Origin of the sequence: Bacillus xiamenensis (assembly GCF_001857925.1) — a bacterium.
Classification (GTDB): Bacteria; Bacillota; Bacilli; order Bacillales; family Bacillaceae; genus Bacillus; species Bacillus xiamenensis.
Map to the genome: position 1 here is coordinate 71053 of NZ_CP017786.1, position 21546 is coordinate 92598.

22 protein-coding genes are annotated in these 21546 nt (G+C 41.9%); all 22 read right to left on the minus strand.

Features of this window, described 5'->3' with window-relative positions:
- Nucleotides 1-7: 7 nt before the first annotated feature.
- The 22 genes from BK049_RS00295 to fliQ all read right to left on the minus strand — a co-directional run bounded on the left by BK049_RS00295 (nucleotide 8) and on the right by fliQ (nucleotide 21539).
- A complete protein-coding gene (locus BK049_RS00295) occupies nucleotides 8-1705 on the minus strand; it encodes a proline--tRNA ligase (protein WP_008354458.1) in 1698 nt (565 codons plus the stop codon).
- 80 nt (nucleotides 1706-1785) lie between these two features.
- Nucleotides 1786-3051 (minus strand): RIP metalloprotease RseP, encoded by a 1266-nt coding sequence (rseP, locus tag BK049_RS00300; RefSeq protein ID WP_145939381.1) that lies wholly within the window; start codon nucleotides 3049-3051, stop codon nucleotides 1786-1788.
- Nucleotides 3052-3057: 6 nt separating this feature from the next.
- Nucleotides 3058-4209 (minus strand): 1-deoxy-D-xylulose-5-phosphate reductoisomerase, encoded by a 1152-nt coding sequence (gene dxr / locus BK049_RS00305; RefSeq protein ID WP_071167613.1) that lies wholly within the window; start codon nucleotides 4207-4209, stop codon nucleotides 3058-3060.
- 39 nt (nucleotides 4210-4248) lie between these two features.
- Complete coding sequence (locus tag BK049_RS00310; RefSeq protein ID WP_071167614.1) at nucleotides 4249-5043, minus strand: phosphatidate cytidylyltransferase; 795 nt, start codon at nucleotides 5041-5043, stop codon at nucleotides 4249-4251.
- A 12-nt stretch (nucleotides 5044-5055) separates the two neighbouring features.
- Nucleotides 5056-5838 (minus strand): undecaprenyl pyrophosphate synthase, encoded by a 783-nt coding sequence (locus BK049_RS00315; protein WP_008354462.1) that lies wholly within the window; start codon nucleotides 5836-5838, stop codon nucleotides 5056-5058.
- Nucleotides 5839-5967: 129 nt separating this feature from the next.
- Nucleotides 5968-6525, minus strand: coding sequence for a ribosome recycling factor (gene frr, locus BK049_RS00320; protein WP_008354463.1), 558 nt, complete (start codon nucleotides 6523-6525; stop codon nucleotides 5968-5970).
- 1 nt (nucleotide 6526) lies between these two features.
- A complete protein-coding gene (pyrH, locus tag BK049_RS00325; protein ID WP_008354464.1) occupies nucleotides 6527-7249 on the minus strand; it encodes a UMP kinase in 723 nt (240 codons plus the stop codon).
- 134 nt (nucleotides 7250-7383) lie between these two features.
- Complete coding sequence (gene tsf, locus BK049_RS00330; RefSeq protein ID WP_008354465.1) at nucleotides 7384-8265, minus strand: translation elongation factor Ts; 882 nt, start codon at nucleotides 8263-8265, stop codon at nucleotides 7384-7386.
- Nucleotides 8266-8356: 91 nt separating this feature from the next.
- The gene (rpsB, locus tag BK049_RS00335) at nucleotides 8357-9091 is read right to left on the minus strand and encodes a 30S ribosomal protein S2 (RefSeq protein ID WP_008354466.1); all 735 of its coding nucleotides are present in this window, start codon (nucleotides 9089-9091) and stop codon (nucleotides 8357-8359) included.
- Nucleotides 9092-9246: 155 nt separating this feature from the next.
- Nucleotides 9247-9786, minus strand: a complete 540-nt coding sequence (locus BK049_RS00340; RefSeq protein ID WP_008354467.1) for a hypothetical protein — start codon at nucleotides 9784-9786, stop codon at nucleotides 9247-9249.
- 21 nt (nucleotides 9787-9807) lie between these two features.
- Nucleotides 9808-10575, minus strand: a complete 768-nt coding sequence (locus BK049_RS00345) for a FliA/WhiG family RNA polymerase sigma factor (RefSeq protein WP_008354468.1) — start codon at nucleotides 10573-10575, stop codon at nucleotides 9808-9810.
- A 24-nt stretch (nucleotides 10576-10599) separates the two neighbouring features.
- On the minus strand, nucleotides 10600-11100 hold the full coding sequence (locus BK049_RS00350) for a chemotaxis protein CheD (RefSeq protein WP_008354469.1): 501 nt from the start codon (nucleotides 11098-11100) through the stop codon (nucleotides 10600-10602).
- Nucleotides 11100-11726: a chemotaxis protein CheC gene (locus BK049_RS00355; protein WP_008354470.1), complete on the minus strand. Its 627-nt coding sequence runs from the start codon at nucleotides 11724-11726 to the stop codon at nucleotides 11100-11102. Before BK049_RS00355 ends, BK049_RS00350 begins: the two co-directional genes overlap by 1 nt.
- A 12-nt stretch (nucleotides 11727-11738) precedes the next feature.
- Entirely contained in the window at nucleotides 11739-12200 is a 462-nt protein-coding gene (locus BK049_RS00360) for a chemotaxis protein CheW (protein ID WP_008354471.1), read from the minus strand.
- 24 nt (nucleotides 12201-12224) lie between these two features.
- Nucleotides 12225-14252 carry a chemotaxis protein CheA gene (locus BK049_RS00365; protein WP_071167615.1) on the minus strand — a complete coding sequence of 676 codons (2028 nt, stop codon included), beginning with the start codon at nucleotides 14250-14252 and terminating at the stop codon, nucleotides 12225-12227.
- Nucleotides 14253-14257: 5 nt separating this feature from the next.
- Nucleotides 14258-15331 carry a protein-glutamate methylesterase/protein-glutamine glutaminase gene (locus tag BK049_RS00370; RefSeq protein ID WP_008354473.1) on the minus strand — a complete coding sequence of 358 codons (1074 nt, stop codon included), beginning with the start codon at nucleotides 15329-15331 and terminating at the stop codon, nucleotides 14258-14260.
- Complete coding sequence (locus tag BK049_RS00375; protein ID WP_071167616.1) at nucleotides 15328-16233, minus strand: MinD/ParA family protein; 906 nt, start codon at nucleotides 16231-16233, stop codon at nucleotides 15328-15330. The genes BK049_RS00370 and BK049_RS00375 overlap by 4 nt, the downstream gene beginning before the upstream one ends.
- Nucleotides 16230-17336: a flagellar biosynthesis GTPase FlhF gene (gene flhF, locus BK049_RS00380; RefSeq protein ID WP_071167617.1), complete on the minus strand. Its 1107-nt coding sequence runs from the start codon at nucleotides 17334-17336 to the stop codon at nucleotides 16230-16232. Before flhF ends, BK049_RS00375 begins: the two co-directional genes overlap by 4 nt.
- Nucleotides 17336-19369 (minus strand): flagellar biosynthesis protein FlhA, encoded by a 2034-nt coding sequence (gene flhA, locus BK049_RS00385; RefSeq protein WP_008354476.1) that lies wholly within the window; start codon nucleotides 19367-19369, stop codon nucleotides 17336-17338. The genes flhF and flhA overlap by 1 nt, the downstream gene beginning before the upstream one ends.
- A gap of 29 nt (nucleotides 19370-19398) precedes the next feature.
- Nucleotides 19399-20487, minus strand: coding sequence for a flagellar biosynthesis protein FlhB (gene flhB, locus BK049_RS00390; RefSeq protein ID WP_071167618.1), 1089 nt, complete (start codon nucleotides 20485-20487; stop codon nucleotides 19399-19401).
- Entirely contained in the window at nucleotides 20484-21263 is a 780-nt protein-coding gene (fliR, locus tag BK049_RS00395) for a flagellar biosynthetic protein FliR (protein WP_008354478.1), read from the minus strand. The genes flhB and fliR overlap by 4 nt, the downstream gene beginning before the upstream one ends.
- A gap of 6 nt (nucleotides 21264-21269) precedes the next feature.
- Nucleotides 21270-21539, minus strand: a complete 270-nt coding sequence (gene fliQ, locus BK049_RS00400; RefSeq protein WP_003211206.1) for a flagellar biosynthesis protein FliQ — start codon at nucleotides 21537-21539, stop codon at nucleotides 21270-21272.
- Nucleotides 21540-21546 lie beyond the last annotated feature (7 nt).

Consider the following 21546-nt stretch of genomic DNA (forward strand, 5'->3'; position numbering starts at 1 on the left):
TTCGTTTTTATGCTTGTCTGATAAATGAAACCAGTTCATCTACAGATACTTCGTGTGATTCACCTGATTTTCTAAACTTCACTTCGACAATGCCCTCTTCTGAACGTTTCCCGCAGCTAATACGAATTGGCAGTCCAATTAAATCACTGTCTGCAAATTTCACTCCTGCACGCTCTTGGCGGTCATCGAAAAGGACATCATAGCCCTCTTTTTGTAGACGCTCGTATAATGTTTCAGCCAGTTCCTTTTGTGCATCATTTTTCATATTTAAGGCAAGTAGATGAAGATCATATGGCGCCACTGTTTCTGGCCAGATAATCCCTTTATCATCATGATGCTGTTCAACAATCGCAGAAAGGGTTCTAGAGATACCGATGCCATAGCAGCCCATAATCATTGGCTGTGCGCGCCCATTTTCATCAAGATACGTTGCATCCATTGCTTCTGAATAACGCGTTCCCAGTTTAAAGACTTGTCCTACTTCAATTCCTTTTGCAAACTGGATCGTGCCTTCTCCATCTGGAGAAACATCCCCTTCTTGAATCAAGCGAAGGTCTGTAAATTCTTTCACTGACACATCACGTGCAGGGTTTACATTGATATAGTGATAATCGGATTCGTTTGCACCTGCAACTGCGTTTGTCATTCCTTTTACAGCGAGGTCTGCATAAATAGCTACTTCTGCTTCTAGCTTAACAGGCCCAACAAATCCAGGCTCTGTTCCAATGATTTCAAGTACTTCTTCTCGTGAAGCAAGCTCTACAAGCTGTGCTCCTAGTAAGTTCTTCACTTTGACATCATTTACTTCATGATCGCCTCTTGTAAGGATCAAAACATATGCATCGTCTGCTTTAAACAAAACAGATTTGAGACATTCAGAAGGAGCTACTTCTAAAAATGCAGCAACATCTTGTATCGTTTTCACTTGCGGCGTGTGCACTTTTTCAAGTTCTTTGAAGTCCGCAGGGTTTGCTTCTTCTCCTTGATACACAGCCTCAGCCATTTCAATGTTAGCAGCATAAGAAGACGTATCAGAATAAGCGATTGTATCTTCTCCTACTTCTGACAGTGCCATAAACTCATGTGTATCTTTTCCTCCCATTGCGCCAGAATCAGCAATAACCGGTCTAAAATTAAGACCTACTTTTGAGAATATATTGGAGTAAGCCGTAAACATTTTGTTGTATGTGTCATCTAGGCTCTCTGGCGAAGAATGGAATGAATAAGCGTCCTTCATAATAAATTCACGTCCGCGCAATAACCCAAAGCGTGGTCTTTGTTCATCGCGGAATTTTGATTGAATTTGATAAAGTGTCAAAGGAAGCTTTTTATACGATTTCACTTCACTGCGTACGAGTGATGTAATCACTTCTTCGTGTGTTGGGCCAAGTGCGAACTCGCGGCCATGACGATCTTTCATACGCATGAGTTCTGGACCGTATGTATACCACCTTCCTGACTCTTGCCACATTTCTGCTTGCTGCATGACTGGCATTAACAGCTCAGCTGCTCCCGCCTTTTCCATTTCCTTGCGAACAATGGATTGAATGTGCTGGATGACTTTATGAGCTAGTGGCAGATAATGATAGATACCGCTTGTATTTTGTCTAATGAATCCAGCTCTTACTAATAGCTGATGACTTTTTGCCTCTGCATCTGCTGGCACCTCTCGAAGAGTTGGAATGAAAGTCAGGGATTGTCTCATGTCGTTACACCTCATTTATGAAATAGATCTTCTCACAAAAACTCTTGTTTCCCATGATGAGAAACAAGAGACATTGATTTTTATAAAAATAATCGCTGGATGTCATTCCACGTAACTACTAGCATTAATAGCATGAGGAACGCAACACCAATGAAGACAACAAGTGCCTCTTTCTCTCGATTAATTGGTTTGCCGCGAATGGCTTCGACAAATAAGAAGAGTAAACGTCCTCCATCTAATGCAGGAATCGGCAACAAATTCACGATTCCTAAGTTGATACTAAGGAACGCAGCAAACTGCATTAATGTTAATACACCTTGTTTTGCTACTTCTCCTGTCATGTCATATATTCCGACAGGACCTGCCAGCATATCTAGTGAAAATTGTCCTGTGACAATCTTTTGCAAGTTCGTTAAAATCAGCCCTGCTGTTGATATGACAGTCGTTCCTGAAGATGAAATGACTTTTAGAAATCCATTTTCCGTTGGCGGATAAGAGCCGAAGCGGCCAATGGTTTTTCCATCTGCCTTCACAGCTTCTGGTACAACTTGAACTGTGCTTTTTTTGCCGTCTCGGTCAATGACGACATTCATTTTTTTATCAGGGTTTTTTTGAACCGTTTGGACAACGTCTGTCCAAGAATTCATTTTATCCCCGTTAATTGAAATGATGTGATCTCCCTGCATGAGTCCAGCTTGCGCCGCTCGGCCATCCTTTGTGAGCTTACCGAGTACAGGATCATCCACAGTTACACCTTGAATAAAACCTAAAGCCACTAAAATCACATAGGCCAAAATAAAGTTCATAATCGGTCCAGCTGCAATGGCTTTAATACGCTGCCATACCGTTTTTGAACCAAATTGACGATTGTATGGCGCAATTTGAATTTCTTCACCATCTGCAATATAGAAGCTTGTTTGACTGACATTGTAACCGGTTAGGATATCTTCATTTCCAGCTTCATATCCTGAGATTCTCATCGAATGATCTAAATCAATCTGTTCGACTTCGATCACAAGTGCATCCGGGTATTTCTCTTTATCATTTAAAATGATTTTTTCTACTTCATTTTGCTCATTGAATAAGAGCCCTACTGTATGACCTGGTTTAATTTCAATGACTTCAGGGTCCTCTCCCGCCATTTTGACAAATCCGCCGATTGGCAGAAGTCTGATGGTATAAACGGTTTCTTTTCGTTTAAAGGAGAAAATCTTCGGCCCAAAACCAATGGCGAACTCGCGGCATAAAATGCCTGCGCGCTGCGCCATAATTAAATGGCCAAGCTCGTGGAAAAAAACGAGCGTCCCAAAAATAATAATAAACGCAATCACTGTATTCACGAACATACCACCTTATGCGAGGATTGATTGAACAAAGTCTCGTGTATCTTTGTCCACTTCATGGATATCTTGCAAACTAGGCTTTGAAATCACATGATGTCTGATCAGTGCCTTTTCAATCAATTCTTCAATTTGCAGGAACGTTACTTTGCCTTTTAGAAATGCATCAACGGCTATTTCATTTGCTGCATTAAGTACAGTAGGCATTGTCCCTCCTATTTTACCTGATTCATAAGCAAAATGTAAGCAGCGATACCTGTCAAAATCCGCTTTTTGGAAATTCAATTGTCCAATCTCCCAAAGGTTCAATGATTTCGCTTCTTTTAATGGCGCTCTGTCAGGATAAGTGAGTGCATATTGAATCGGAACCCTCATGTCAGGTGTACCTAACTGAGCCATGACGCTTTTATCATGGAATTCGACCATGGAATGGATGATGCTCTCTTTATGTAACAGCACATCAATTTGATCATATGGGATATCAAACAGCCAATGCGCCTCAATCACCTCGAGCCCTTTATTCATCATAGTCGCTGAATCAATGGTTATTTTCGCTCCCATGGACCAGTTCGGATGATTTAGTGCTTCTTCAACCGTTACACTTTCAAGTTCCGTTCGTTTTTTATCTCGGAAGCTGCCACCTGAAGCTGTCACAATTAATCGTTCAATGTTTTTAGCTTGTTCACCTTGCAAAGATTGAAAAATAGCGGAGTGTTCACTATCGACAGGAAGTAAAGGCACGTCATATTTTTTGGCGTACTCTTTTACTATATGACCAGCTGTCACAAGTGTTTCCTTATTTGCAAGTGCGATTGTCTTTTTTTGTTCAATAGCCTTTAATGTTGGAACAAGCCCAACACTTCCTACAAGTGCATTGACCACAACGTCCACTGCATCATAGGTCGCTGCCTCAATGTTCGCTTCATCACCGGCAGCCATCTTGACATCGTATTCAAAAGAATGACCTTTTAAGATGCGATAGGTCTCTTCGTTTATACAACCGACGAATTCAGGCTGAAATTGTTCAATAATGGGAATGGCCTTATCTACATTTCGGCCAAACGTCATCGCTTTCAGCTTGAATTTGTCTGGGTGCTGCCTGATCACATCTAATGTTTGTTCTCCAATTGATCCTGTTGCGCCTAATAGCGAAATATGTTTCAAATTGCCACTCCTTCTCTCGTTCAATTAGTTTCTATGAGGTTAGCCGGCAAACATGGCCAGCAGTAAATATAAAAACGGCAGAACGAATAAAAAGCTGTCAAACCTGTCCAAAATCCCGCCATGACCAGGAAGTATTGTCCCCGAATCCTTCACATGATAATGACGTTTTAAAGCAGATTCCACAAGGTCACCAAGCTGTCCAAAAATACTTAGCAAAAGGGTAATAAACATAACGAGCAGGTATGATGGCAAAAATCCTGTAACCGCCTGAAACACAAGTGACAGCACGACCGCTGTGACGATTCCACCGATAAATCCTTCTACTGTTTTGTTTGGGCTGATTTCTGGCCAAAGCTTTCGTTTCCCCATAGACTTCCCTATAAAATAGGCACCTGAGTCAGTGGACCAAATAATCACCGCTGCGAAGAAGATCGCACTCATGCCATATAAGCCTCTAATTTGGATAAAATAATAGAAACTCACGCCAATATATAATGTGGCTAATATAACAAAAGCAACCTCATCGAATGTGAAAGAGTTTTTGCTCAAAACTGTATAGGTTAAAAGGATTAAGACTGCAAATAAAGCAATCTGCATTTTGGATGCGTCTACGTTCGGAAAGAAGCTGTTTTCTCCTCCCATTAAAAGCCAAAGCAATATTAAGCTGACAATTCCAGGAATGCTGAAAATCGAGATCTTTTTCATTCTAAGAAGCTCAAAAAGAGCAACACTTCCCATTAAATAAATCAGCAAGGTAAATGGCATTTGTCCATAAATGACTGCAAGCAAAAACACTGCAGCTGCCAAAACACCCGTCAAAATTCTTTGTTTCATCTGCACCACCCTCTAAATTCCACCGAACCTCCGGCCGCGGCGCTGGTACTCTCCGATAGCGCCTATGAGATGCTTATCAGAAAAGTCAGGCCAAAGCACATCCGTAAAGACAAACTCGCTGTACGCAATTTGCCAAAGCATAAAGTTGCTTAATCTAATTTCTCCACTCGTGCGAATAAGCAAATCTGGATCTTGAAGAGATTCTGTCATTAAATAAGCTGAAAACATCTCTTCTGTGATGTCTTCTGCTCTAAGCTTACCTTCTTTGACTTTTTCAGAAATTTGTCTGCAAGCGGAGACAATTTCTGTACGCCCTCCATAGTTGAGCGCAAAATTTAAAATGAGTCCGTCGTTATTGGCCGTACTCTTTTCTGCGTTCTCTACCGCTTTTTTTGTATGCGGCGGGAGGCCGTCTGGATCACCTGTTAAGCGCACACGGACATTTTCTTCAATGAGTTCAGGCAGGTAGATGTTCAAAAATTCTTCAGGAAGCTTCATTAAAAAGTCTACTTCTAGTTTTGGACGTTTCCAATTTTCTGTAGAAAAAGCATACAAAGTCAGCACTTTGACATTCAGCTCATTTGCAAGCTTCGTCATGCGCTTGACGACTTTCATTCCTTCATGATGTCCGGCTACCCGTGGAAGAGCACGTTTTTTCGCCCATCTTCCGTTCCCATCCATGATAATGGCGATATGTTCAGGAATTTCTCCATTTAATATGTCTTCTTTTGTCAAGCTTTCTAAGTTGGAAGCTGCTGTTTGCTGATTCTTCCAATTTTTGAGTATATTGAGCATGAGATTCCTCCATCACCCAAAAAGGTTGCGTTCCCGCTAATAATATAGTCATCAACAGTATTAACAAAAAAACCCCCTGTAAACATGAAGAGGGTCTTTTCACTATTATCTATTGTACATAGTTTTTTCTTAAACTTCCATGATTTCTTTTTCTTTATCTTTTGTCACTTCATCAATTTTAGCGACATATTCATCTGTCAATTTTTGGACATCCTCTGTAGATGATCTTAATTCATCTTCAGTGATCTCCCCATTTTTCTCAAGCTTTTTCAAATCATCGTTTGCATCACGACGAACATTACGAACAGCTACTTTTGCTTCTTCTGAGTATTTTCTCACAACTTTTACAAGCTCTTTACGTCTTTCTTCTGTGAGTGCTGGGATCGCAATACGGATCACGTTTCCGTCACTTGTTGGTGTGATACCAAGGTCAGATTTTTGAATCGCTTTTTCGATATCACCGATTGCTGTTTTATCGTAAGGTGTGATAATCAGCATACGTGCTTCTGGCACTGTGATTGACGCAATTTGGTTTAACGGTGTTTGTGCACCATAATAATCCACTGTCACTTTATCTAGCAATGAAGCATTGGCTCTACCAGCACGAACCGTTGCTAGTTCGCGTCCGTATGCTTGAACGGCTTTTTCCATTTTTTCTTTTGTTTGGTTCAACACTTCTTTTGACACGTTATTTCCCCCTCACGATCGTTCCAATTGATTCGCCGCTTACGGCACGTTTAATATTTCCTTCTTCCATAATGGAGAAGACGATTAATGGAATGTCATTGTCCATACATAATGAGGACGCAGTAGAATCCATTACAGCAAGCCCTTCTTTTAGAACATCAAGATATGAAAGCTTATCATATTTTACTGCATCCGCATCTGTACGAGGATCAGCACTGTAGACACCGTCTACATTATTTTTCGCCATTAAAATGACATCTGCTTCAATTTCAGCTGCACGAAGTGCTGCTGTTGTATCTGTAGAGAAATAAGGGTTACCAGTACCTGCAGCAAAAATGACGACACGTTTCTTCTCAAGGTGACGGATCGCTTTTCTTCTTATGTATGGCTCTGCAACCTGTCTCATTTCGATAGAGGTTTGTACTCTAGACTGAATGCCAAGCGTCTCTAGGCTGTCCTGTAATGCCAGCGAATTCATCACTGTTGCAAGCATGCCCATATAGTCTGCTGTTGCACGGTCCATTCCTAAGTCACTGCCTGTCTTACCGCGCCAAAGGTTTCCACCGCCTACAACGACTGCAACTTCAACATCAAGTTCTGCAATTTCTTTTACTTGCTTTGCGATTGATTGAATGACAGTTGGGTTAATTCCATTACCAGCATCACCTGCAAGTGCTTCACCACTTAGCTTCAGTACAATGCGATTATATTTCGGTTTGCTCATGATAACCTCCAAGTGTAAACTATACCGTCTCTTATTATGCGTAAGAAACCGCCTTTTGTAAATCAATATCCTCTAAAAAATAGGGAACACAGTGCTTGTGCTCCCTAAAAAAGCCCCAGAGAGCTTTTCAAACATTATTTTTTCACTTGGCTCATTACTTCTTCAGCAAAGTTGTCTTGACGCTTTTCGATCCCTTCGCCCACTTCATAGCGAACATAAGTTTGAACAGTTGCGTTTTTCGCACCGACAACTTGTTTCACTTTTTCATCTGGGTTTTTAACGAATGCTTGGTCAAGTAAGCAAATTTCTTCGAAGAATTTGTTTAGACGGCCTTCTACCATTTTAGCAACGATATTTTCAGGCTTACCTTCTTGAAGCGCTTGCTGTGTTAATACTTCACGCTCACGGTTTGCTTCTTCTTCAGACACTTGGTCACGAGAAATGTATTTAGGGTTTACAGCAGCAACGTGCATTGCAATGTCTCTAGCAAGCTCTTCGTCAGTTGTTCCGTTAAGAACTGCTAATACACCGATGCGTCCGCCCATGTGCAAGTAAGAACCGAATGCAGCGTTATCTTCTTTTGTGATCACTGAGAAACGGCGTAGAGTGATTTTCTCACCGATTTTCGCAATAGCAGATGTGATATGCTCTTCAACTGTTGAACCGTTTTCCATTTTAGACGCATGAGCTTCTTCAATTGTTGCAGGTTTAGCAGCAAGTAAATGATCAGCAAGCTCGTTTAGAAGTGTTTGGAATCCTTCGTTTTTCGCAACGAAATCAGTTTCAGAGTTCACTTCTAGGATCACGCCTGTGTTGCCGTCAGTTTTAATAAGAGTTAATCCTTCTGCCGCAATACGGTCTGCTTTTTTCGCAGCTTTTGCGATCCCTTTTTCTCTTAGAAGATCGATTGCTTTGTCGATGTCACCATCAGTTTCTGTTAACGCTTTTTTACAATCCATCATACCTGCACCAGTTTTTTGACGCAGTTCTTTTACTAATTGAGCAGTAATTGCCATTTTACATTTCCTCCTTCTATGTTAAAACACGGATTACTAGGTGAAAAAAAGGTGATAAAAGGCATTTCCCTCTTATCACCTTTTGAATAGGTTACGCAGTTGTTGTTTCAGTTTCTGTCGTTTCTTCTACAACAGCTTCTTCTTCGCCTTGTTTAGACTCAAGAATCGCATCTGCCATTTTAGCAGTTAGAAGTTTTACAGCACGGATTGCATCATCGTTTGCAGGGATCACAACATCAATTTCGTCTGGATCACAGTTAGTGTCAACGATACCGATGATTGGGATATTTAGTTTACGAGCTTCTGCAACTGCAATACGCTCTTTACGAGGGTCGATAATGAAAAGTGCATCTGGAAGAGTCTTCATGTCTTTGATTCCGCCTAAGAATTTCTCAAGACGCTCTAGTTCTTTTTTCAGTTGAACGACTTCTTTCTTAGGAAGAACTTCGAATGTACCGTTTTCTTGCATTTTTTCAATATCTTTCAAACGCTTGATGCGTTTTTGGATTGTTTCAAAGTTTGTTAATGTTCCACCAAGCCAGCGTTGGTTTACATAGTACATACCAGAACGGATTGCTTCTTCTTTCACTGAATCTTGTGCTTGTTTTTTCGTACCAACGAAAAGGATTTTTCCTCCGTCAGCAGCAAGGTTTTTCGTGAAGTTGTAAGCTTCCTCTACTTTTTTCACCGTTTTTTGAAGATCGATGATGTAGATACCGTTACGCTCTGTAAAGATGTAACGTTTCATTTTTGGGTTCCAACGGCGTGTTTGGTGGCCGAAGTGAACACCAGCTTCTAGCAATTGTTTCATAGAAATAACTGACATGTTGTTGCCTCCTAATATAATGGTTTTTTTTCCTCCGCTTAAGTCATGTTCACATAAAACTGCGCCACGGCAGCACCTTCATATGAATCATTAAGCGTGTGTATTTAACACCAAGAAATAATATAACACATGATGGACTGACAATCAAGAAACCTTTACAGCTTTCCGCTAAATTTTAATAAAAGCTCGATTTCTGTCTTGCCAGTTTTCAATTTTTTCGCTATTTCTTCTAATGATAGCCCTTGATCATATAAGGTCTTTACTTGATCCCCGAAGGTTTCTTCTATTTTACTTTCAGAAGGCGCAGAAGCTTCTGTTTCAAGAGGCGGAACGGGCTCGTTTACCTTTTCTTCCTGCACCTCAACTTCGCTCAGGAGAGCTGACAGGTGCGCTGGTACTGGATCTTCACTTTCTACCGATTGCTGGGATTCAATTGGTGGTTGTGGCTGCTTTGGTGTCTGAAGATCCGATTTCAGCTCTTCAGCAGAAAAATCAGGGGAAGTGGCTGCCGCTTTTGATAGTTTTTCATTCTCTTCTTTAACTTCCATCAAAAATGCAGCCAGGGTATTTTCCGTTTCTTCTAAAAGCTCTCGCTGTTTTTGTTCTGTTGCCTTCAGCGAATTCATTCTCGTGTATAAAATGATCACAAAATAAATAAGTGCAGCATGTAGCATAAAGCTAATCAGCCATAGCATATTTTTTCACTCACTAACTCTTTAAGATTGAATGGCTTTATCAAGCAGGTGCTTAAGCTTGAACAATGCCTTTGAATGGATTTGCGAAATGCGGGAGGTAGATAAGTTGAGCACTTGACCGATTTCCGTTAACGTCAATTCCTCTTTATAGAAAAGACTAATCACAAGCTTTTCTTTTTCCGAAAGCTCTGTCATTTTTTCAGCAAGCTGTTCAATTAATTCATCTTTCAGCATTTTCTCTTCAGGTGTCACTGACTTTTCGTCGCGAATCATGACTTGGACGTTTTCTCCGTCTTCTTGATCATGCAGCTTCTCGTCAATTGAGAGCAAATTCGCAAAGAACCCTTCATTCATCGTTGTGACAACATCTTGTTCACTCATGCCGAGCTCCTCAGCAACTTCTGTTGGCGTCACATTTCGCAAATAACGCTGTTCAAGCTTTTCAATAGCCGCTTCTACTTTTTTTGTTTTTTCTCTTGATGTACGAGGCAGCCAGTCCTCTTTACGAAGACCGTCAATGATGGCCCCGCGGATTCTGAAGGATGCATAAGTATCAAACTTCAGATCTCTTCCTGGGTCAAATTTTTCAAGGGCATCATATAAACCGAGCATCCCTAGACTGATCAAGTCTTCTTTATGCACTGACTTCGGGAGACCGATGGAAATTCTTCCAACATGATATGTGACGAGCGGCATATAGCGGCGCATAAGATCATCTCCAGCAGCTGGGTCCTTCCACTCTTTCCATCTAGCCCATAGCGCCTGATCTTCGTAATTTAAGGATTGCATCTTTCTCCCCCTATACTTCCTTAGTTATATCTTCATAATGCCTTGCTTCACAGTGCGGATCTCAAGCTCTGTCGTCAGCGGATCGAATTCAATCGTACGTCCATTACTGCCGCCTGTGTCCTCACTAATGATCGGGATATGATGAAGAGACAGATGTTCTTTAACAGCTGATACGTTTCTAGGTCCAATTCTCATGAGATCATTGGTTGACTTAAACTTAAACATTTCTGCGCCGCCAGCAAGCTTCGCCTTTAGCGCATGTTTGCGCGCTCCTTCTTTTAAGAGCAGATCAATTGTATGCTTGACACCTGTATCTGCATATTTAGCCAAGTTCTCTACAGCCCCTTTTGCAAGGGATGAGTCTGGAAGCATGACATGGACAAGACCTGCCAATTTTTTCTCTTGATCAAAGAGGACAAGTCCTACACAAGAACCAAGACCGGATGTCCGGATACGGTCCGGTGATTTCACAAGCTGAACATCTGCAATACCAACTTTTACAACTGCCGGAGTCTGCACGTTCATTATAGGTTACCTAATGCTTTGAAGAGTTTTTCAAACGATTCAAAGTCTGGCAGTAGAAACATATTTCCTTTCAGCTCTTGCTTATTTTGATCATCGAAAATAGATGTATCAATCACAATCGCCTGATCGCCGAGAGGACTAAACTGCATTAACCCTTCACTTATGACAGCCCCGAACATATCGAGGGTGACATCCGGAACACTTGGGTAAAGCTGCAATTTGGTTAAATCTGCAAGAGCTGATAAATAAGAGCCTGCTAAAATATTCCCCAGCTCATGAAGCGCTGACGTCCCTAGCACGTGTTCATGGATCGTATCAATATCAAATGACGGGTCCTGAACAAGCTCTCTGACAAATTGCTCTGCTTGCTCAAACGGCATAATGAAAAAGATCGAGCCGGATAAATCACCTTCCATTCTCAGAAAGATGCTGGCAACTGGAAGGTCTGCACCACCAAAGAAATCCATTAAATCTTCAAACGAGAGAACTTTGACAAAAGGAACAGCCATATCGATTTTGCGATTTAATAGGTTGGCAAGAGCAGACGCGGCATGGCCTGCTCCAATATTCCCAACCTCTCTTAATATATCTAGCTGTTCATCTTGAATTTCACTGAAAATGCTCATTTCACATCCCCCTTAATGAACAGGTGCATCTTGCACGCTCTTGTCGAGGACAGCACCAGCATGAATGATATTAAATAGACGCTGATCATGCTTAATAATACCTGTCACCCATGACAATCCTTCTTTTTCAGCTGAATCAGGAGAAGTTTCTACATCATCCTGATGGACAGTAATGACATCATTTGCTTCATCAACAATCCAGCCGACTTCAATGTCACCAACTTGTACGATAATCATTCTTGTTTCATCTGTGATGGCGTTGTCAGTTGATCCAAGCCTCACTCTAAGGTCAATCACAGGTGTCACGACACCGCGAAGATTAATGACACCGCATATATAAGGGGCAACGCCAGGAACTCTCGTCGGCTGCTGCCATTTTTCAATGGACTTTACTTCTGATACTGAAATGGCGTATTCTTTTTTGTTTACGATAAACACAATCATCTTTTCGCCAGTTTTGATATCTGTACTCATTTCAGACCGCTCCTCTATTGTTTTTTACTTGATCAGTGCATTACAGTCAACGATGAGTGCAACCTGACCGTCACCTAAGATTGTTGCGCCTGATATCGCAAATACATTTGGTAAATAATCTCCTAGTGATTTCAGCACAACCTCTTGCTGACCAATAAACGAATCGACCACAAATGCTGTCAGCTTGTCTCCTTTACGGACAACGATGATATGCAGTTCTTCCTCTAATTCATTCGCATTTGGTACGTTGAACTGTTTCTTTAGGTACACAACCGGTACGATAAATCCGCGGAAATCAATCACTTCACGATCATGCGTTTGAAGGATATCACTTTTCTTAATCACAGCCGTTTCAATAATAGAAGAAATCGGAATCGCAAAGGTTTCCTCTTCCAGCTTCACAAGAAGGACGGAAATAATTGATAATGTGAGTGGAAGCTGAATTGAGAACAGTGAGCCTTGTCCTTCTGTTGAGTTGATACTCACAGAACCGCCTAATGATTCCAGCTTGTTTTTCACGACGTCAAGACCTACACCACGTCCTGAGATGTCAGAAATCGTATCAGCTGTAGAGAACCCTGCTGCAAAGATCAGTGAATCAATTTGGTGATCTTCAAGTGTTTCCGCTTCCCTTTCTGTAATCACCCCGCGCTCTAATGCTTTTTCAAGCACCTTTTTACGGTTAATCCCGCCTCCATCATCTTCTACTTCAATGAAGACGTGGTTTCCGCTATGGTAGGCTTTTAATAGGACGGTTCCTTTTTCTGGCTTGCCTTTTTTCACACGTTCTTCTGGTGATTCAATCCCGTGATCGAGACTGTTTCTGAGTAAGTGCAAGAGTGGATCTCCAATCTCGTCGATCACTGTTCGATCAAGCTCCGTCTCAGCGCCTTCAATGATGAGTTCAATTTTCTTATTGAGCTCTTTCGTCAATTGACGAATCATTCGAGGGAACCTGTTAAACACAGTTTCTACAGGTACCATTCTCATGTTCAAAATGATCGACTGAAGATCTCCGGAAATACGTGTCATTCTTTCGACTGTATCGGTCAGTTCGTTGTTTTCAAGCTCTTTGGCAATCTGTTCTAAACGCCCTCTATCAATGACAAGTTCTTCAAATAAGTTCATGAGAGAATCTAGACGGTCGATGTTCACACGAATGGTTTTCGTCCCGCCGGCTGCTGCACCGTTATTGCCATTTGCTTTTGGCGCATCGTTTGCTGGCGCTTTAGGAGCAGGAACGGATGCTTTTTCTTTCTTCTGCTCAGGTTTTGCTTCCTGTTTTTCAGCCGGGCCCGTTTCTTCAAATGCGGAGACTTCAGAAATATCAACATGTTCAACCTCTGAAATCGATGTCACGATTTTTTTCACTTCGTCCATCGGCTGTTTAGATAGGTAAGATATGCTGAATTCAGATTCAAAATCTTCTGATTCTAAAAGTTCTGCATTCGGAATCGTTTTGACGACTTCGCCTACTTCGTTTAATCTTTCAAAAATCATATAGACACGAACTGCTTTTAATAAGCATGCGTCGCTTAATGTCACGGTTAGCTCATAGCATTTAAAGCCTTGTTCTCTCGCTTCATCAAGAACTGTTCGTTCAAATTCGTTATAGTCTAAATCTTTAGCAGCAGCTGGTTCATCAGCTGTCTCAACGGCAGATGCAGCCTCGGCATGGCTTCCTGTCACATCTAGTTTTTTACTAATCTCTGTGACATCACGTTTTCCATCCCCGCCTTCTGCAATCGATTGAACCATGGCTTCAAGGTGATCGAGTGCTTCAAACATGGTATCCATTGATTCAGGTGTGACAATCATTTGTTCATTTCTGATGGCATCAAACATGTTTTCTAAGTGATGCGTTAATTGAGCCATATCATCAAAGCCCATCGTTGCACTCATGCCTTTCAGTGTATGAGCGGCTCTGAATATATCATTCACTAGCTGCAAGTCAGTTGGGTTCTTTTCTAGTTCAAGAAGTTTTTCATTACAAGTTTGTAAGTGTTCTCTGCTTTCATCTAAAAAGATATCTAAGTATTGGTTTACATCCAACGTGTTCACGCCCTCTCTTTTTTCATGGAGCTTATAATTGCATGTGCGATGTCATCCACATGCCTTGTTTCATGTGCAAGACCTGCTTTAATGACTGATTTAGGCATTCCGAAAACAACACATGATTCTTCTTTCTCTGCAATGACTTTTGTATGACCGCTTGCGACCATTTTTTTGACACCCTCTGTACCGTCACTACCCATTCCTGTCATAATGACAGCAATTTTCTCGTAACCTTTTATGTTGCTGATGGATTCAAATAAATAGTTAACAGACGGTTTGTGACGGCTGTCAGTGTCTTCTTGGGACAGCCTGATCACTAAAGCCGCCCCTTGTTCATGAAGTGACATATTCATTCCACCAGGAGCTATGTATGCCACTCCGTTTTTAGCGATGTCTCCATCTTGTGCTTCTTTAATCGTAATTTGGGATAAATGATCTAACCTAGCAGCAAGAGATGCCGTAAATCCTGCCGGCATATGCTGCACAATTAAAATTGGCGCCTCTATGTCCTTTGGTAGCTTCGTGACAACTCGTTGAAGCGCCCTTGGCCCTCCCGTAGATGTTCCGATTGAAATAATCTTTCGGAATGAGCCGCTTCTTCCTTCTTGCGGACGGGGGGCCGCCACCGGGCTTGGCGGCTTCATGACCGGCTTCGGAGTGACTGGTTTCTCAGGACGTTTCCTTGCCAGGCCAGCCGCAAGTACCCGCTCAACAATTTGGCTTCTTACCTTGTGTAAATCGAGCGAAATACTTCCTGAAGGCTTTGTCACAAAGTCAAAGGCACCGAGCTCTAAGCAGTGGATGGTTAAATCCTTCCCTTGCTTCGTCTGGCTTGACACCATAATGACGGCAAGGTCGTGTTCAGCCAGAATTTGTTTTAATGCTTCTGTTCCATTTAGAACAGGCATTTCCACATCGAGTGTGACAACATCTGGATTCAATTCCTTGATCCGTTTTAAGGCATCTTCCCCATTACGCGCCGTTCCGACGACTTCAATTTCTTGCTCGGCACTTAGGAAATCACTAATGAGCTTTCGCATAAAGGCCGAGTCATCTACTACAAGCACTCTAATCATGAGTCCACCTTCCTCCTTTTAAAAAAAGAGGACAACTTATCTATAAACGTATGCTGCTCTCTCCGTGCCTCTCTTATCTGCTGATGATAAAGTGTTTCTGCCAGCATTTTAATGGTTTTACTCAGCCTTGAATGAGGCTGCTTTATATAAAATGGAATTTGTTCAGCTACTGCTTTAGGAACCGCAGGATCATCAGGCACTGCACCAGCGAACACAAGCTTTCTGTGTAGAAATGATGTGACCACTCCAGCCAATTTCCGGTAGGTTTCAGGTCCTTCTGAAGAGGTTTTACACCGGTTGACAATGATTTGCACAGACTGTTCAAACTGATGAATGACCAAGTGCTTAATTGCACTGTAAGCATCCATGATGGATGTTGGTTCTGGCGTCGTCACGACCACCACTTCTCCTGCCGATAAAACGAAAGGCAGTTGATCTTTTGACAAGCCTGCACCCATATCAAAAAATATACAATCAAAGTCATGCATCATGTTCTCCATCTCTTCTAAAAAGAACGACCATTGATCTTTATCTAAAGAAAACAGCTGTTCAAGTCCACTACCGCCAGAAATGTAATAAAGGTTGTCAGCTCCTTTTGTCATAGCCGCTTGTAAGGATTTTTTCCCGACGAGAACGTCTAATATAGAGCTAGTTGACGTTTTGCCTAGTAAAATATCAATATTCCCCATGCCGAAATCAAGATCAATGACGAGCACTCGCTTCCCTGTACCTGCAATAGACAGTGCCATATTCAGCGTCAAATTCGATTTACCTACCCCGCCTTTACCGCTCATGACTGCAATGGTTTTCGCTTGTCCATTTGCACCAAGAGGAGCCGGCATGATCATTTGACTCTGCTGAACAAGTTTTCTTAAACCTTCCGCTTGGTCAGGCTTCATCATTGTAAGACCATCCTTGTTAAATCAAGGGGAGAGCTCTCAAGAATATCCTCAGGCACATTTTGTCCATTTGTTAAAAAGCCGAGCCTAATTTGAGATTCTGCAATGATTTGAAAGATGGTTCCCATCGTGTCTGTTTCATCTACTTTGGTAAAAATAAATTGCTGGATCGGAACGTGCTCAAAACGTTTGACCATGGCTTTCATGTCCTGATACTTTGATGTCGCACTCATGACAAGAAAACTTTGTATGCTTTCGTCAAACGGTATGATATCTGTCAGCTCTTTGATATACGCCTCTTCTTTAAAGTTACGGCCTGCTGTATCTATGAAAATATGATCATAGTCTTTAAAAGTCTGCTGCGCTTTTACAAAATCCTCTCTTGAATAACAAACTTCAAGCGGGGCATTCAGCAGTTCAGCATATGTTTTCAGCTGTTCGATTGCGGCAATCCGGTACGTATCTGTTGTGATAAAAGCGACTTTCTTTTGCTGCTGAATGGCCGTTTTAGCCGCCAGTTTTGCAATGGTTGTCGTTTTACCGGCGCCGGTTGAGCCAAACAGCACAATGTATTTCGAACGAATCATCGGCTCATCTGAGGGGTGAGCCGGCAGCATCTCTGTGAGCAGTTTTTCAAGCTCTTTTTCAACCTGATCTTCCTGAACAGCACCTTTTGTTAAAAGGCCCTTTAAACATTCATCTCGGATCTCATCATCAAGACCTTGATCCTTTAGCTTTTGATCCATCTTCTTCAGAGAATCAGGTAAGATTCCAACATGCCGCTCGTTTCTTGCATATTCTAAAGGCTGAGCTGCTTTGATTGGTTGAGCGGCAGCAGGCAGCTCTCGTGCCAGCTGCTGAGTCTGCTCCTTTTTCGGTAACACCGGGATAGGAGTAGCGGCTGGATGTAATCCTTTACCAGCTCTTTCTTCAAAATCTTGATCCAGTACCGCAATCACTTCGACCATTTGCTGTTTCTTTAAACCGAACAGCTTTCGTTTGACAACGGTTTTCGAATTTAAAATGACGGCATCTTTCCCAAGCTGTTGCCTAATTTGAAGGGTTGCCTCCTGCATAGAATTCGCTGTGATTTTTTTCATTTTCATTAGATATCCACCACTCCGATGCTCTGTACTTCCACATTTGCTTCTAGTTCGTTATAAGATAGTACCGGCAAATCTGGGAAATATCTTTCTAACAACTGCTTCACGTACATTCTTATAGAAGGTGAGCATAATAGAACCGGCGTTTCCTGACGAAGCGAAAGCTGTTCAATTTCTCTCGCCACTGATTGAATCACACTTTCAGAGGATTCTGGATCTAACGATAAGTAGTTCCCATGCTCCGTTTGCTGAACGCTGTCAGCAATCACCTTTTCAACTCGGCCTGAGCATGTCACGACTTTCAATGATTCATTTTCTCTTGCATACTGTGCGGTAATCTGTCTTGCCAGCGCCTGTCTGACATACTCTGTCAGCAAGTCTGTATCAGTCGTTAATTTTCCGTAGTCTGCAAGGGTTTCAAAAATGGTGACAAGGTTTCGAATAGAGACCTTTTCTTTCAAAAGCTTTGCAAGTACCTTTTGGATATCGCCGACTGCCAGCGGATTAGGTGTCACCTCATCCACTAAGACAGGGTAATTTTCTTTCAGATGATCGATTAATTGCTTCGTTTCTTGGCGACCAAGCAGTTCATGTGTATTTTGTCTAATCTTCTCTGTGATATGAGTAGACACAACAGATGCTGGGTCGACAACTGTGTAACCAAGCATTTCAGCCTGATCTTTTTCTGCTTCTGATATCCATTTAGCCGGCAGGCCAAAGGATGGTTCGATTGTTTCAATTCCTTCAATCGGATCATCATCAGGCGTTGGGGACATTGCTAAGTAATGATCAAGCAGCAGCTCACCTTTTGCCACTTCGTTCCCTTTTATTTTCAGCCGGTATTCATTTGGATTCAGCGCAATATTGTCGCGAATTCGGACAACTGGAATGACGAGCCCTAATTCAAGGGCAAGCTGCCTTCTGATCATGACAATTCGATCTAACAGATCGCCGCCCTGATTGGCATCAGCCAGCGGAATCAAACCGTAGCCAAATTCAAACTCAATGGCATCCATTTGCAGGAGATGAATAACGCTTTCTGGGCTTTTCATCTCTTCTACCTCTGCCTGCTCCTCCAGTACTTCTTCAATTTCTTCTTGATCTTGTTTATTTTTCGACATCATGTAAGCCCCGAGTGCAAGTAAAGCTGCGATTGGTCCTGTTAAAAGTACACCGATCGGAGTAAACAAACCAAGAAGGAAAATCGTTCCTGCTGTAACGTAAAGCATAGGCGGGAAGGCAAAGAGCTGACTCGTAATATCTGAACCAAGGTTTCCATTAGAAGCCGCTCTCGTAACGACAATCCCTGTCGCTGTTGAAATGAGAAGTGCAGGAATTTGAGAGACAATTCCATCCCCTACTGTTAACAACGTAAAGTGGGAAGCTGCTTCTTGAATCGACATGCCTTGCTGAAGCATCCCAATGATGATTCCAAAGATAATATTGATAATAACGATGATGATACCTGCGATGGCATCCCCTTTAACGAACTTACTCGCCCCGTCCATCGCACCATAAAAGTCTGCTTCTCTCGCTACTTTTTCACGGCGGTTTCTTGCTTCACTTTCTGTCAGCATTCCTGCATTTAAATCTGCGTCAATACTCATTTGTTTACCTGGCATCGCATCAAGTGTGAACCTTGCAGCAACCTCTGATACACGCTCAGCCCCTTTTGTGATAACAATAAACTGAATGATGATCAGGATAAGGAAAACAACGAGACCAACGAGTATATTTCCTCCAACAACAAATGAACCAAATGTTTCTACAACCTTTCCAGCATCTCCAGTTGCTAAGATTGAACGTGTTGTCGAGATGTTAAGCCCTAAACGAAACAGCGTTAAGAGCAAAAGCAAGGATGGAAAAATGGAAAATTGCAGTGGTTCTTGCATGTTCATTGTGGTGAGAAGCACGATAAGCGCAAGAGAAATATTAATAATGATTAAAATACTTAATAGAATGGGCGGAAATGGTATGACCAGCATCGCCACAATTAAAATAACACTGAATAAAACAGATAAATCTCTTGCTGACATGCCTGTTCTCTCCTTTTAAAACCAAAAATTCATAAAATCTTTTGTTTCGTTTTATATACGTAAGCCAAAATTTCTGCGATTGCCTTAAAGTATTCTTCTGGCACCGCTTGATCGATTTCCACCTGATCATAGAGTGCACGGGCGAGGGGCCGGTTTTCTACTGTCATGACATCGTGCTCTTTCGCAATGGTTTTAATTTTCAAAGCCAAAATATCTGTTCCCTTTGCGATAACAAAAGGAGCGTCCATCTTTTCTTCGTCATATTTCAAGGCAATTGCGTAGTGGGTCGGGTTCGTAATGATGACGTCCGCTTTTGGGACTTCCTGCATCATCCGTCTCATGGCCATTTCCCGCTGCCTCTGTTTAATTTTTGATTTTATAAGCGGGTCACCCTCAGATTTTTTATACTCATCTTTGATGTCTTGTTTGGACATCCGTAAGTTTTTTTCATAATCAAATTTCTGATACATGTAATCGAGCCCTGCTAAGATGAGAAGTGCACCTGCAGCATATAACCCCATAATCAGCGTCATATTTGCAACGAAATGGAGGGTTTCCTCTGCCGTTAATAGAGGGAGCCGAAGGATTTCGTCAAAGTGCATCCATAGTGCGATGAATGTCGCAAAGCCAACAAATCCAATTTTCAAGATGGATTTTAATAGCTCTACGAGTGCTCGAATACTGTATATCCGTTTAAACCCTTTGATTGGATCAAGCTTTTCTAATTTCGGTTTGATCACTTCTGGTGAAAAGAGAAAGCCGACTTGTAAATAGTTACTGATGACCCCTGCCAGCATACCGACACCAAGAATTGGCATGAGGAGGAGCGCTGTCTCTTGAAGCAATTCCATGAATAGCTGGTGAATATTAGATGTGCTAACTTTCATTAGCATTGTTGTTGAATAAAAACGTTCAATGAGCGCAATCATACGCTCTTTCATAAAAGGCCCAATAAAAAAGAATGATAAAAAGATTAGTAGAAATGAGATGGCTGTATTGACATCGGTACTTTTGGCAACCTGTCCTTTTTTACGTGAATCCCGTCTTTTTTTCGGCGTTGCTTTTTCTGTTTTTTCACCTGCGAAAAACTGCAAGTCTAGCCTAAGTCTTGTCATCATGACGAACCACCGACCAATGCTAAGAAATTCCTCATGGTGAGCACAATCGTTTCAAATGTATGTTGGACGACCCCGAAGATGACGCCCATACAGATGATGATCATAATAAAACTCACACCCATTTTAATAGGAAGTCCAACAACAAATACGTTCATTTGTGGAACTGTACGTGCCACAATGCCTAATGCCAAATCGACTAAAAACAAACTAGCGACAACAGGTGCCGAGATTTGAAAGGCAATGATGAACATTTGGTTGAAGCTCTTTGCGATAAAGTAAGCAAAGGATTCACTGCCGAAGTTCAGCGCATACTGATCAACTTGAATATATTGAAAGCTGTAATAGATTCCATCAAGCAGCAAATGGTGTGCATTTGTTGCCAGCATCAACAGCAGTGTCACTGTATAAAAAAACTGCCCCATCAGCGGTGTTTGCGCTCCTGTTTGCGGATCAATAATATTGGCGATCGCAAAACCCATTTGAAAATCAATGAATGAGCCGGCAATTTGAACAGCGGACACCATGATATATGCAATCAGCCCAAGGAGAAGTCCGACCATGGCTTCTTTCACCGCTAGCATCATATAAAGACCGTCGATGTCGAGTGTTGGCGGCTCTTTAATCGTGCTAAAACTAATGACAGCCAAAAACAGAGAGAAACCAACTCTGTGGACTGCTGGTATCGTTCGATGTGCTAAAAGCGGTACTGTCACAAAAAAAGCGGTGATCCGAATGAAAACGAGAAGAAAAGCAGGAAATAATTCTATGATTGACATCGCTGTTTAACCTGCAAATCGATCTAAATTCGAGAATAGCTCTGTCGTAAAGGACACAATGGTCGAAAGCATCCACGGACCAAACACAACAAGGCCAATGAGCACTGCAACAATTTTAGGAATGAACGCAAGCGTCTGTTCTTGGATTTGGGTTGTCGCCTGAAACACACTGACAATTAGTCCCACGATTAGTGCGAGCGCTAGAAGCGGCCCGCTGACAAGCAATACAACATACACTGATCTTTCAGCCATCGTAATGACAAATTCTGAACTCATGTTTTAA

What these genes read in the sequence shown, in the direction of transcription:
- BK049_RS00295 (WP_008354458.1), bottom strand. Translation starts at nt 1,705, where the DNA reads ATGAGACAATCCCTGACTTTCATTCCAACTCTTCGAGAGGTGCCAGCA.
- rseP (WP_145939381.1), bottom strand. Translation starts at nt 3,051, where the DNA reads ATGTTCGTGAATACAGTGATTGCGTTTATTATTATTTTTGGGACGCTC.
- BK049_RS00310 (WP_071167614.1), bottom strand. Translation starts at nt 5,043, where the DNA reads ATGAAACAAAGAATTTTGACGGGTGTTTTGGCAGCTGCAGTGTTTTTG.
- BK049_RS00315 (WP_008354462.1), bottom strand. Translation starts at nt 5,838, where the DNA reads ATGCTCAATATACTCAAAAATTGGAAGAATCAGCAAACAGCAGCTTCC.
- pyrH (WP_008354464.1), bottom strand. Translation starts at nt 7,249, where the DNA reads ATGAGCAAACCGAAATATAATCGCATTGTACTGAAGCTAAGTGGTGAA.
- tsf (WP_008354465.1), bottom strand. Translation starts at nt 8,265, where the DNA reads ATGGCAATTACTGCTCAATTAGTAAAAGAACTGCGTCAAAAAACTGGT.
- rpsB (WP_008354466.1), bottom strand. Translation starts at nt 9,091, where the DNA reads ATGTCAGTTATTTCTATGAAACAATTGCTAGAAGCTGGTGTTCACTTC.
- BK049_RS00340 (WP_008354467.1), bottom strand. Translation starts at nt 9,786, where the DNA reads ATGCTATGGCTGATTAGCTTTATGCTACATGCTGCACTTATTTATTTT.
- BK049_RS00345 (WP_008354468.1), bottom strand. Translation starts at nt 10,575, where the DNA reads ATGCAATCCTTAAATTACGAAGATCAGGCGCTATGGGCTAGATGGAAA.
- BK049_RS00350 (WP_008354469.1), bottom strand. Translation starts at nt 11,100, where the DNA reads ATGAACGTGCAGACTCCGGCAGTTGTAAAAGTTGGTATTGCAGATGTT.
- BK049_RS00355 (WP_008354470.1), bottom strand. Translation starts at nt 11,726, where the DNA reads ATGAGCATTTTCAGTGAAATTCAAGATGAACAGCTAGATATATTAAGA.
- BK049_RS00360 (WP_008354471.1), bottom strand. Translation starts at nt 12,200, where the DNA reads ATGAGTACAGATATCAAAACTGGCGAAAAGATGATTGTGTTTATCGTA.
- BK049_RS00370 (WP_008354473.1), bottom strand. Translation starts at nt 15,331, where the DNA reads ATGATTAGAGTGCTTGTAGTAGATGACTCGGCCTTTATGCGAAAGCTC.
- BK049_RS00375 (WP_071167616.1), bottom strand. Translation starts at nt 16,233, where the DNA reads ATGATGAAGCCTGACCAAGCGGAAGGTTTAAGAAAACTTGTTCAGCAG.
- flhF (WP_071167617.1), bottom strand. Translation starts at nt 17,336, where the DNA reads ATGAAAATGAAAAAAATCACAGCGAATTCTATGCAGGAGGCAACCCTT.
- flhA (WP_008354476.1), bottom strand. Translation starts at nt 19,369, where the DNA reads ATGTCAGCAAGAGATTTATCTGTTTTATTCAGTGTTATTTTAATTGTG.
- flhB (WP_071167618.1), bottom strand. Translation starts at nt 20,487, where the DNA reads ATGATGACAAGACTTAGGCTAGACTTGCAGTTTTTCGCAGGTGAAAAA.
- fliR (WP_008354478.1), bottom strand. Translation starts at nt 21,263, where the DNA reads ATGTCAATCATAGAATTATTTCCTGCTTTTCTTCTCGTTTTCATTCGG.
- fliQ (WP_003211206.1), bottom strand. Translation starts at nt 21,539, where the DNA reads ATGAGTTCAGAATTTGTCATTACGATGGCTGAAAGATCAGTGTATGTT.